An 11,550-nucleotide genomic window follows, 5' to 3' on the forward strand; every position below is an offset into this window, starting at 1 on the left:
AATGTATGAAGTGAGCGGATATGACAAGTAACTTCATTGCAGTTCGCTTTGATTAATTAACCATTATTAGGAATTATCATGAACAATGATCAAGTTAAAGGTAGAGTCGAAGAATCCAAAGGCAAAGTTAAGGAAGTCGTCGGTAAGGTAATGAATGACCAAGATATGGAGAATGAAGGGAATCTACAAAAAAACGTGGGGAAGGTGCAATCTGGTTTCGGTGATATTAAAGAAGATATCAAGAAATCTTAATAATATAAAGCTCTTACCAATATTGTTTTGAAGGCCAGACGGGCTTTATCGGAATACTAAGGTTTGCCCGTCTAACCCTGCATTTCAGGTGCAGTGTAGCGGTCATAGACTAGCCAAAATCACGGCAACAATCATTGCCAAATATTACTAGCCAGTCCGAGGGGCTGGATAAATACACTATAGAATTAAAGGATATACCATGAAAATCAGCAATAATAAACTTTGCATTTTATCTGTAAGCATAATTTTGACATTCTGTTCATTTGCAGTGCATGCATTGGATACGCCAGTTAACAAAGATCAAGTTGAAGGCCGCTCTGAAGAAACTAAAGGCAAAGTCAAAGAAACTACCGGTAAGATAATCGACGACAAAGCACTGGAGACCGAAGGAAAGAACCAAAAAAACCTTGGCAAAGTTCAAAAAGGGTATGGTGACATCAAACAAGATATAAAGGATGGTAAATAAAGATAGTTCTGTTGATATGTTGAGACGAAAAACTATACAGGCTTTAAATTAGTTAATCTTGATCGACGTATTTTTATTACCTACAAAAGCAGTAATTTGCTTTTTCAATTTAGGAGTATTTCCATGTCAATTGGAACAATATTACTTTTGGTGCTGGTCTTGATGCTTCTCGGCGTTATTCCTGTTTGGCCACATAGTCGCGCTTGGGGCTATGGACCCAGTGGAGGGTTAGGGCTTATCCTGATCATATTACTGGTACTAGTGTTAACTGGCAGATTTTGATATTAATTAACGGTCATTTTTAGAAACCAATTACCAATGCATTAGGCATTTTATGTTTAGCCCGTTATAGAAACTCGTACCGAGTCACGTTAATCTGATTGTGATTACGTTATCGTAAAATGGGCAATTTATTTGCTCGTGGTCTCAACGCGACCTGAACTGACAAGATGAGGTACTGTACGTCAGCGTACAGAAGTAGGCTCAACTAATCTGATAGAGTGCAAACAGGGGTTTGCGCAGCTTACAGTTGCTCCATTGTTTCATATTACCGCAAGGTATGTTATGAACCTCACCGTAAGCTCGTCGCCAGCAACAACAATATTCCGCATCGTCTGTCGGCGATTTTGATGAGCACATATAAATGTTAAATAAAACTCTCCCTCTGGTTGTTATGTCTGCCCTCCTCCTCCCTGCCGGGGCCTCCTGTAATGAGGAAGAGATTCCAGCGAACGAGGTGGCAGCGACCCAGCAGATCGTGCGGATGATTGAGGACAGCGTTCGAGCCGAAGCCAAGAAAGGTTTGGCTCGCCGCGACGCCCACGCCAAGACTCATGGTTGTGTACAAGCACAGTTTCGCGTTCTGGACAATCTGCCAGAGAAGGTTCGAGTCGGAATTTTCGGGGAGGCACGCAGCTACCCTGCGTGGATCCGCTATTCTAATGGTTCCGGAAAAGTGCAAGACGACTCAGTCGGCGATGCCCGCGGGATGGCGATCAAGCTCATGGGCGTTGAGCGCAGCGACTCCAGCACGCAAGACTTTCTCATGATTAGCCACCCAACATTTTTCGTACGGAACGCAACAGACTACGTGGAATTCCAGAAGGCGTTTTCCGAAGACAGCCCCTTCAAATTCTTTTTCCCAGGTTTTAATCCGTTTAATTTTCGTCTGCACGAATTCAGAATCGCCAACGCAATTCGAGAAACGAAGATGAGTAACCCGTTGTATGCCCGATATTGGAGTACCACACCTTATCGTTTCGGCAACACCGAGATGAAGTTCTCCGGGCAGTCTTGTAGTACTTCTTCTCCGTTCACGGAGACCGCCGCCCCGAATTTTCTGCATGAAAATATGCAAAAGCACCTCGCCCAGAGCGAAGCATGCGTTGACTTTTTAATCCAGCTACGTAAGCTCCCCACGGAGATGCCCATTGAGGATCCCACTATCGAATGGAGCGAAAAAGACGCGCCCTTCATCCACGTGGCGCGGATCACTATCCCAGTTCAGACGTTCAATTCACCTGAACAACTGGCGTTCTGCGAGAACCTTTCTTTCACGCCTTGGCATGCGATCCCCGAACATCGCCCCCTGGGTGGGATCAACCGCATGCGCAAAACAGTCTATGACACGATCGCCCGTGTTCGTCATGAAATCAATGGCGACAAGCACCTTGAACCGACAGGCTTCTAAGCGCTAAACCCAGATGCTGAGAGAAGGTAGTTAACCACTATACAAATTGGAAATTAAAAATGAAGCGGATCAGTAATACTTTTTTCAAAGGGTTAATCGCTATTATCCCGCTGATACTAACCTGCTATTTACTCCTGTGGCTTGCCGATACTGGAGAAATGGTGTTAGCAAATATCTTTAAATTTTTCTTCCCTAATAGCTGGTACATAAAAGGATTTGGGGTTGTATTAGGTCTGGCTGTAGCCTATTTTTTTGGACTATTTCTGGAGACTCTAACTTTCCTGAGACTATTCAATCGCTTTGAAGGGGGTGTACTCCGGATTCCAGTTTTTAAAAGCATTTATACTGCGATACGCGATTTTATTTCTCTTTTTTCCAGCGAACAGAAAGGCAAACTTAAACAAGTAGTTCTGGTTAATATTCCTTCCGGCTATGGTCAACAAATAGGTTTTGTTACTGTTTCGGATTTTGAAGAAATTTCGCATACTTTTATTGCCGATGACCAGATTGCCGTATATTTGCCATTCAGTTATGCGATAGGTGGCAACACGGTCATTTTGTCACGGGAAAATGTCGTAGAAATAGATATCTCTATTGAGGATGCTCTGCGTTTTATCGCCACAGCGGGTGTTGTTGGCTATGTTAATGATGATAAAAATAATCATTGAAAATTTGAATTTCAGTCACTACTCACCCAGTTGGCCAGCTACCGGGCTTTTGATGCTGGCAACACCTCGTCCAGAAAAACCCTAACCCTCTGTAGGATAACGAACAGACCATCACCCCATTTGCTGCTATAGTTTTTTTACTGCATTTACTTAAGCCTAGTCGCTTCTAAAAAATTGAACTAATCAAACAAGTACAATGCAACAAATATCATTCTATCTTAACCAAAAAGAGAAAATTATGATTAATCCCGAACTGATTAAACCTGATATGCTTGTTTATTGTTCCGAAAACAGCCAATTTGCGACTGTCGACCATATGGAAGGTACGAATTCATTGAAGTTGAAGAAAGATAAAACGGGTCAGCATCACTACATTCCCCTTAGTTGGGTAAGCTCAATTGAAGGGAGCAAGGTTAAAGTAAAGTTCCCAAGACAAAAAGCCATTCAGGAATGGTTGACATTTCCGCCTTTATCCGAATCGAATACCTGAGACGGTTTACTATCAAACCAGATCAGCATTTTCAACAAGGCGAGGACACTTCTGAAAAATATGATTAGGCGCTGAACAACCGCGTATGGATCATCACAAAACTTCAGGGGCGTGTGCCAAATACCGACCAATACCTGCAAGTGTTTGTGCTTTATGCTTCCAGATATCTCCGGTTAAATGCGGGTACCGACTGCGCACCGCCCTTACCTTTTGGCTAGAGCTTTGTCCACAATCTGGCCATCACACCTATTTGGCTACCCTTATGGACACACTATGTGTGTCATACACAACTCATAATTGCACCCGGAGCAGGTTTATGAAAACTCCCTCCCCTGACCGACGTCACTAAATACTAATCGCCCGCCGAAATATAAAAATGGCCCGTTCACCTTACGCCTTTGTGCGTGGCAACACGACCCACTTTTACGAATAGTTACATAGTCAGCATGGGCACACATTACCTCATGGGCCCGCCATTTGAATTTGTGGCGATTGCCACCTTGGCAATTTGGGCCCTTTGGCCGATACCGATGGCCTTGTTGACGTACAAATATGAGATTTTGATCAGACGCTTATTGGCAATCCGGCACATGATCTGTTACGGCTCGCCCTATCGTTCGCCACAGCAGCAAGCGGCTCAAACCTCTCTGGTGTCATCACTGCCATATGCTAGAACACATGATGGATGGCTATGAACAAGCCTTCGCTACCGATGCTAAGCGTGTCCCCCCTTTACAAACCTGATATTATAAAGATAGTGATTCACCGTGCGGCAAAACGCACATGGAAACAACTTGCAAAAGACCGCTAAAACCACGAGCTTATGCATGACAACCACTAAATACATTTTGCCGAGACAGGTATTCTCAATAGTGTTTTCAAAACTAACTTTACTGATTAGTGGTCTATTATTAACTGTTATTTTCGGGATGCTGGTGGCTTTCTGTATTATCTTGGTCAAGTTTGATTAAGCTCTAATTAAATCCAATCCCTATAACTTATTTATAATAATCTATTAAATGCATTTTATTCTGCGCCTAAAATCTATTTTTCGTAGCTGTACTTTGATTAACCGAAGAGTCTAAAATTAATGACAAAGTTCGCTAACGCACTGAAAAATAATTTACTATTAATTAGCATGTAAACCGAAATAAAAATATTTTGATATTCATACAGCATAGATTATGTAAATATATTAATAATCTATTTTTAATGTAAATTGATAGGGTGGATAAAGCAGATGACTCAATTCAGAAATCACTACGAAAATTTGCATGTTAGCGAAACTGCGCCCATAAGTGTTATTAAATCAGCCTATAAGACACTTTGTCAAAACTATCATCCTGATAAAAACATTGGAAATCCGCAAGCTCATCAGCTTATGCAGAGTATCAATGCTGCATATGTTGTTTTATCCAATCCCATCAAAAGACAGCAACATGATCACTGGATTTCCGAAAATAAAAATGGTTTTAAATCGTCTAAAGCCAGCAATACATTTAAACGTGATAATGTCCAAAAAGAATCAAATCAAAATAGTTATGTAAATAATGACACAAGCTGTGACTCTATGCATACTAAAAATATCGGCAGATTTTATTTATCAAAAAGCCAATTTAACACCCATTATCATAACTGGATTGCATAAAAGACTGGGTAAGAAATATCGAAACCGAGTACATTTTTCTAATCAACTTTTATCAATTCGATTCTTAAATTTAAACGTCTTATCAACTGCTAACAAAACACTTCCGTTCAACATTTCAATAATAATTCGATAAATGAACGCATAGCTTGTCAGTTTCGCTCATAACATGTGCGCTGGCGAACAGACTCTGCATTGCCGATTGGTAACAATGTGTTTTTACACGGCTAATTGCTTTAACTCCGTGTTTTGCATTGATTAATCAGGAGCTTGTGCATGACTACCCCAAACAACATATTGCCGCGACTAGTGGTCCCGACTACAGTTTCGCCACTTACGGTGCTGTTAAGCATTTTAGTACTAACTGTCGTTATTGGCGTGTTAATGGCATTCTATACGATACCGGCAGAATCCGAAGGTGTAGTACTGCGCTTTGGAAAATATATCGATAAAGTACCATCCGGCCTGCATGCCAAGGCACCGTTTGGCATAGACCATGTAATTACCGTACCCACCAAGCGTCAACAAAAACTGGAATTTGGTTTTGTTACACCAGGCTTTACTAACCCAGATCAGGTTAGTGATGAACCCGAAATGGAAAAGTCTATGGTCACTGGCGATCTGAATGCAGCGCTGGTGGAATGGGTGGTGCAATATCGGATTACCAACCCTGAACAATATCTGTTTGATGTCCGTCAGCCAGCGCAAACCTTAAGAGACTTATCGGAAGCGGTAATGCGCGAAGTGATTGGAGACCGTACTATTGATGAGATCATCACCATAGGCCGTCAGGAGATTGAAGAAGCGGTACTTTTAAGAATCAGTGAACTTTCAACCCGCTATCAACTGGGAATTAGCATCAATCAGGTGCAGTTGAAAAATGTCAATCCACCACTTCCAGTGCAACCGTCTTTTAATGAAGTTAATCGAGCACAGCAAGACAGGGAAAACTCCATCAACCTGGCCAATGGAGAATACAATAAGGCCGTACCGCGCGCACGTGGTGAGGCCGACCAAAAAATTCGCGCCGCTGAAGGTTATCGTTTCAAACGTATTAACGAGGCGGAGGGCGATGTCAGTGCCTTTAATCAGGTTTTGGCGCAATATCTTAAAGCCCCCGCCATTACCCGCAGCCGATTATATCTGGAAACGCTGGGCAGAGTTTTACCCAAGTCCAGACAACAAATTATCGTTGATGATAGTGTGCAACAAATCATGCCCATGCTACCGTTTCCTGCCAAGATTTTGGAGCAACAAAAATGAATCCATCCACTAAATACGGGGTTATCGGCCTACTTTTGTTTATTCTATTATTACTATCAACTTATACCATTAATCAAACCGAACAAGTGATTCTTACCCAGTTTGGCAGTCCGGTTGGCGATCCGGTGGTCACACCAGGCTTGCATTTTAAACTGCCATTTATTCAACAGGTGAATAGTTTTGACAAACGCTATCTGGCTTGGGATGGACCGCTTGTGGAAATGTCCACCAAAGATAGAACCTACCTGCAAGTTGATACCTTTGCCCGTTGGCGCATTCATGACCCCTTACGCTACTACCTGCGTTTACACGATGAACGTAGCGCCCAATCACGACTGGAAGACATTTTAGGCAGTGAAACACGCTCCGCAATTGCCCGCCATGAACTGATCGAGGTGGTTCGTTCCGATAAAGACCGTAAGCCACAGAAGAATGTCAGCCTGTCAGATGCTTTCAGTGGTGATGGCGCGCTAGGCGTACTGTCGCCTATCAATACAGGTCGCCTTGCCATTGAAAAAGAAGTTATTGCAGACGCCAGCCCTAAATTGGCTGAGTTTGGCATCGAGTTGCTGGATGTACGCTTCAAACGCATTAATTATAATCAACAAGTTCTGGAACGCATCTATCAACGTATGATTAGTGAACGCCAACAGATTGCTGAACGGTTTCGTTCCGAAGGCGAGGGAGCGGCCGCACGTATTATTGGTAACAAAGAGCGCGATATAAATCAGATAGAATCAACCGCTTATAAACAAGTACAGGATATTCAAGGCGAAGCGGACGCAAAAGCCACTGGCATTTATGCTGCAGCTTATGGACAACAACCGCAGGCCGCCGAATTTTATTGGTTTCTGAAAAATATGGAAACCTATGAAAAAGTGATTAATAGCGAAACAACACTGGTGATGTCCACGAATAGTGATTTGTTTAGCTTGCTTAAACAAGTTGAGCCTAAAACCCATTGAGCTTTAGCGATTGGATACTGCAAATAATATTAATATTTAAGGCAAAAAATCAGCGGGTTAATACCCGCTGATTCATGTTACAAATAAAGCTGATGCTTATTATTGTGCTGCTTTCAAATGGGTTACTGCTTCTTCAGCGGCTTTTTTGGCTAATTCGGTATGCCCTTGATTACCGTGTTCAATGGCATCAGCCAGACTTTTGGCACCCGCATCAAGATGTTCGTCGGCTATAGTAACGTGACTCTTAGATGCTTCAGCATGCACAACTATCGATTTGGCATCAACAGCTTTAGCCGCTTCTTCTGCATGTTTGAGTGCTTGCGCAAAGTGACTATCTGCGGCCAACACATTAAATGTACATAGTGTTAAAGCCATACCCGCTAAAAATCCGATCTGTATTTTTTTAGAATTGTTCATTTTTTTCCTTATCTCTATGAGTAAATTAAAGTATTACAATATCCTAACTCCATTCGCATTGGCGACAGAGTCAAGTTAAAACCTATTAATCAGCCTAATTTAGACTTACTATAAGGTCAGCAATGTGTTCACGATGCTTGCCCTCAGCTAAATACCATACTCGTATATCAGAGTAAGATCGGTGCGATACAACACATTGTTTTTTAGTCTTTACCAAAAATAATCGCGTCGGGGTGTTGTTGCAGGTAATCAGATAACTCTTTAGTAGAGCGTGCCGCATCACGTAAAGCCACCAGCGATTGCCACAAGGGAGCCTCCGGCGCAGCCAAGGCTGAAAATGCATTCAGGGAATGATTGGATTCAATCAACAGAGTGTTGGCAGTATCAAGGGTCTTTTCGGTGGAAAGCAAAACGGGCCTTGTATCACGAGAAAATTGCCGCACTAAGGTCCGGGTATCAAGCACAGTCAAATTTAAATTAGCAACCAGTTTTTCTGTTTCGAGCAGGGTTTTCTGCAAAGCAATACGATCCTGTTTAACATCTTCCGAAGTGCTTATCTCACGAAATGCCTTTAAAGTGGCTGACAAATCGGTAGCGATGGCTTCCAGGGGTAACTGCCGAAATTTGGTCATCAGCTCTTCAGCTGTATTTAAAATTTTATCCTCAGTGGTTTGTACCGCAGGGAGTTCCACCAGATTTTTGTATTTGAATGTTGATAATTTAAGCGCGTCATGTCGATGAAAACTAAATTCCACATACAACAACCCAGTGAGTAAGCTTTGCGTTTTCAATTGTGCTTTCAAGCCTGCATCAATTAACAATTGCATGGTTTGCTGGCTATCATGACTAGAGCTGGTCTCTAGTAAGGGCTGCTGTATAGCATTCTGCATCAAGGCCTGATCAATCTGAATCACAACAGGTTTAATGATATGCGATACATTTTGATCAAATTCCAAAGCGATTTCTGAAACCATACCAATCTGTACACCTTCCAAAGTGACAGGCGCACCAATTTTTAGACCATTTAAAGCTGAATCGAAAAAAATAACGTATTCATTTTTTTGTTTAAGCAACTGCCCACCGCCAAAAATCAGAACGGCGGCGATAGCCAGTAGCAATGAGCCCGTTAAAAAAGCGCCAATGACGTAGGGGTTTACGGGTTTACTCATCAGCTACTCGTCTCTGTTATGCGCATGATTATAGTTCCCAGTTGTTTGATCGCGGGTCAAAAAGCGTTGGACTTTAGGGTCCTTAGACTCAGCCAACAATTGTTGCGGTGGTCCACTAGCAATAATGGTTTTAGTTTCGCTGTCCAGAAATATTGAGTTATCGCCAATAGCGAGAATACTGTCTAATTCGTGTGTGACCATTACAATGGTGGCTCCTAAATGATCACGTAGATTACGGATCAAGTCATCCATCAATTTGGCTGTAATCGGGTCCAGACCTGCTGAGGGTTCATCAAAAAATAACATTTCTGGATCCAAAGCCATAGCCCTGGATAAACCAGCGCGCTTTAGCATGCCGCCACTAAGTTCCGCTGGATAATAGTCGCCAAAGCCAGCCAACCCAACCAGAGCCAGTTTATACTCAACAATGTCACGAATCCTTTCTGCATCCAGTTTGGTATGTTCAGTGAGCGGAAGAGCCACGTTTTCTGCTAGGGTCATGGAACTTAATAAAGCACCACTTTGAAATAACACCCCAGTATGACGTAATAGCTGTTGCCGCTCTTCTGGGGTAACAGACCACAGATTTTCTGTTCCGTAAAACACATCGCCTATGGCTGGACGCAATAAACCAATAAGATGCATTAATAACGTACTTTTACCACAACCACTACCGCCCATAATGATAAAAATATCGCCACGATTAATGGTGAAATTAAGACTTTTCTGAATTACCACCTCGCCATAAACCATGCTTAGATTTTTAATAGTTAGGCAGGCAGTCTTTGTCATTTTTAAATGCCCAGCCGATTAGAAAGCATAGTCATGATGGCATCAGCAATGACAATAAACACAATACCGGTCACAACCGCAGAGGTGGTCGTTTCTCCCACCGCAGAAGCACTGCGTCCGCATTGCATGCCACGCAGACAACCCGCCATTGCAATCAGTAAGCCATAAACCGAGCATTTGACCACCCCCATAGCAATATCTTTAAGATGCACGGCGGCCATGGTGCGATCCAGATATTGCACCAAGGGAGTATCGAAGAAGCTGATTGTCACCATCGCCCCCCCTGCTATCCCCATAAAATCGGCATAGAGACAGAGCATGGGTAACATTAACGTTAGTGCCAACATGCGTGGTAACACCAAAAAAGTCATCGGTTGGAAACCCATCGTTTTTAAGGCATCAATTTCGCTATTCACCTGCATGGAACCCAACTCTGCTGCAAAGGTGGAACTACTGCGCCCGGTCATAATAATTGCTGCCATTAAGCCCCCCATATCCCGCGACATACCCAAACCCACCATATCGGCTATATAAATTTCTGCGCCGAACAACGCCAGTTGCACTGCGCCCACAAAAGCCAGAATCATGCCAATCAAGACACTAATCAAGGTAATAATGGGCAAAGCAGCGGGGCCGCATTGCATGATATACAACCAAAAATCCTGCAGCCGAAAATGGGCTTTGCCACGTATCCAGGCTAAAAAACTTAAAGCCAACTCGCCCATAAACAGCATGATTGACTGTGCGTCTTTAGCACCACGTAAAGCTAAATTACCAAAGCTTACCAAGAATTGTTTCTGTTCATTTTGATGTTTTGTATCTGTCCGTTCTGGAACGGCATACACTAAACTTAACAAACCTTGAATGCCTGCTGGCAAGGTAGAGGTATCCACACTTATGTGCAGTTTTGCACAGTGATTAATCAAACGGATTAGTTCTGTCATTAACAAACTATCCCATTGGCCAAGTTTTACGGTAGAGAACACTAAGCATTTAATGGCGCTAGCATTATCCAGCTGTGTATAGACGGCTTGTGACGCCGGAATGTGTGCCCGCATCACCCAGTCACCTACAAAGGCGGCTTCCAAGTTATTTTCTTTAACGCTGACCTGGATTACACACGGAACTGTTGCTGTATTAATCATGCCATTTTCCAGATCACTTAAACTCTCCTGATCAGTCAGTTGCCCAACTGCCGTAGCTATGATTAGCAACGCTAAATCTGACTAAGTTGCGGCCCATCATTACCCCGATTACTTCTCGCTAATCGGGACTACTAGAGCACACGACGTCCTTGAATAATACGTAGAATAATCATGATGACTGCAATTACCAGCAAAATGTGAATAAAACCACCAAGGGTGTATGCGGAAACCAAACCCAGCAACCAGAGGATAATTAAAACAGTAGCAATTGTTTCAAGCATGATATTTTTTCCATTCGTATACTTAATGACATTGCAAGGTTTTCCAAATTATTCATATCATGGCTACGCATAAAAATTGATATTAATCCATCGAAACCAAACGGGGTTAGCTTTACATGTCTTCTTTAACATCCTTGAGATGATGTTTGAGATCGGCAAAATTGGTAGCTACCTTACTGGCACGGTTTTGGCGGTTACTTTTTTGCTCCATGGCATTATCTTCAAACAACATATCAGCCCTAAGCTTGGTTTTGCCTTTATTGGCTTGGTAGCGGTCTTTTATTTGATCTTCGTACATGATCTTCCC

The 11,550-nt window shown here is 42.6% G+C and carries 16 protein-coding genes; 10 read left to right on the top strand and 6 right to left on the bottom strand.

The features are described 5' to 3' along the window. The first annotated feature begins 78 nt into the window (after positions 1–78). From ABH008_RS15375 to hflC, 10 genes are all read left to right on the top strand, one after another. Positions 79–252: a CsbD family protein gene (locus tag ABH008_RS15375; RefSeq protein ID WP_347986495.1), complete on the top strand. Its 174-nt coding sequence runs from the start codon at positions 79–81 to the stop codon at positions 250–252. Between the two features lie 199 nt (positions 253–451). Beyond that, on the top strand, positions 452–718 hold the full coding sequence (locus tag ABH008_RS15380) for a CsbD family protein (RefSeq protein WP_347986496.1): 267 nt from the start codon (positions 452–454) through the stop codon (positions 716–718). A gap of 129 nt (positions 719–847) precedes the next feature. Then, positions 848–1,000 carry a DUF3309 family protein gene (locus ABH008_RS15385; protein ID WP_347989986.1) on the top strand — a complete coding sequence of 51 codons (153 nt, stop codon included), beginning with the start codon at positions 848–850 and terminating at the stop codon, positions 998–1,000. A gap of 361 nt (positions 1,001–1,361) precedes the next feature. Further along, complete coding sequence (locus ABH008_RS15390) at positions 1,362–2,408, top strand: catalase family protein (RefSeq protein WP_347986497.1); 1,047 nt, start codon at positions 1,362–1,364, stop codon at positions 2,406–2,408. A gap of 59 nt (positions 2,409–2,467) precedes the next feature. Continuing rightward, the gene (locus ABH008_RS15395; protein WP_347986498.1) at positions 2,468–3,076 is read left to right on the top strand and encodes a DUF502 domain-containing protein; all 609 of its coding nucleotides are present in this window, start codon (positions 2,468–2,470) and stop codon (positions 3,074–3,076) included. Positions 3,077–3,314: 238 nt separating this feature from the next. Then, positions 3,315–3,566 (top strand): DUF2171 domain-containing protein, encoded by a 252-nt coding sequence (locus tag ABH008_RS15400; protein ID WP_347986499.1) that lies wholly within the window; start codon positions 3,315–3,317, stop codon positions 3,564–3,566. Positions 3,567–4,030: 464 nt separating this feature from the next. Beyond that, positions 4,031–4,261 (top strand): hypothetical protein, encoded by a 231-nt coding sequence (locus ABH008_RS15405; RefSeq protein WP_347986500.1) that lies wholly within the window; start codon positions 4,031–4,033, stop codon positions 4,259–4,261. Between the two features lie 545 nt (positions 4,262–4,806). Then, positions 4,807–5,214: a J domain-containing protein gene (locus tag ABH008_RS15410; RefSeq protein ID WP_347986501.1), complete on the top strand. Its 408-nt coding sequence runs from the start codon at positions 4,807–4,809 to the stop codon at positions 5,212–5,214. 273 nt (positions 5,215–5,487) lie between these two features. Beyond that, entirely contained in the window at positions 5,488–6,474 is a 987-nt protein-coding gene (gene hflK / locus ABH008_RS15415) for an FtsH protease activity modulator HflK (RefSeq protein ID WP_347986502.1), read from the top strand. Next, positions 6,471–7,439, top strand: coding sequence for a protease modulator HflC (gene hflC / locus ABH008_RS15420; RefSeq protein WP_347986503.1), 969 nt, complete (start codon positions 6,471–6,473; stop codon positions 7,437–7,439). The genes hflK and hflC overlap by 4 nt, the downstream gene beginning before the upstream one ends. A gap of 99 nt (positions 7,440–7,538) precedes the next feature. Here the strand turns inward: hflC and smbP are convergent, their stop codons facing one another. The 6 genes from smbP to ABH008_RS15450 form a co-directional block, all read right to left on the bottom strand. Next, positions 7,539–7,856, bottom strand: a complete 318-nt coding sequence (smbP, locus tag ABH008_RS15425) for a small metal-binding protein SmbP (RefSeq protein ID WP_347986504.1) — start codon at positions 7,854–7,856, stop codon at positions 7,539–7,541. Positions 7,857–8,059: 203 nt separating this feature from the next. Then, on the bottom strand, positions 8,060–9,025 hold the full coding sequence (locus ABH008_RS15430) for an MlaD family protein (RefSeq protein WP_347986505.1): 966 nt from the start codon (positions 9,023–9,025) through the stop codon (positions 8,060–8,062). Between the two features lie 3 nt (positions 9,026–9,028). Beyond that, positions 9,029–9,817 (bottom strand): ATP-binding cassette domain-containing protein, encoded by a 789-nt coding sequence (locus ABH008_RS15435; protein WP_347986506.1) that lies wholly within the window; start codon positions 9,815–9,817, stop codon positions 9,029–9,031. 2 nt (positions 9,818–9,819) lie between these two features. Further along, positions 9,820–10,962 carry an ABC transporter permease gene (locus ABH008_RS15440; protein WP_347986507.1) on the bottom strand — a complete coding sequence of 381 codons (1,143 nt, stop codon included), beginning with the start codon at positions 10,960–10,962 and terminating at the stop codon, positions 9,820–9,822. Between the two features lie 131 nt (positions 10,963–11,093). Beyond that, complete coding sequence (locus ABH008_RS15445) at positions 11,094–11,243, bottom strand: lmo0937 family membrane protein (RefSeq protein WP_347986508.1); 150 nt, start codon at positions 11,241–11,243, stop codon at positions 11,094–11,096. Between the two features lie 112 nt (positions 11,244–11,355). Then, positions 11,356–11,541 (bottom strand): hypothetical protein, encoded by a 186-nt coding sequence (locus tag ABH008_RS15450; protein WP_347986509.1) that lies wholly within the window; start codon positions 11,539–11,541, stop codon positions 11,356–11,358. Positions 11,542–11,550 lie beyond the last annotated feature (9 nt).

It is taken from the genome of Methylomonas sp. AM2-LC (genome assembly GCF_039904985.1).
Classification (GTDB): Bacteria; Pseudomonadota; Gammaproteobacteria; order Methylococcales; family Methylomonadaceae; genus Methylomonas.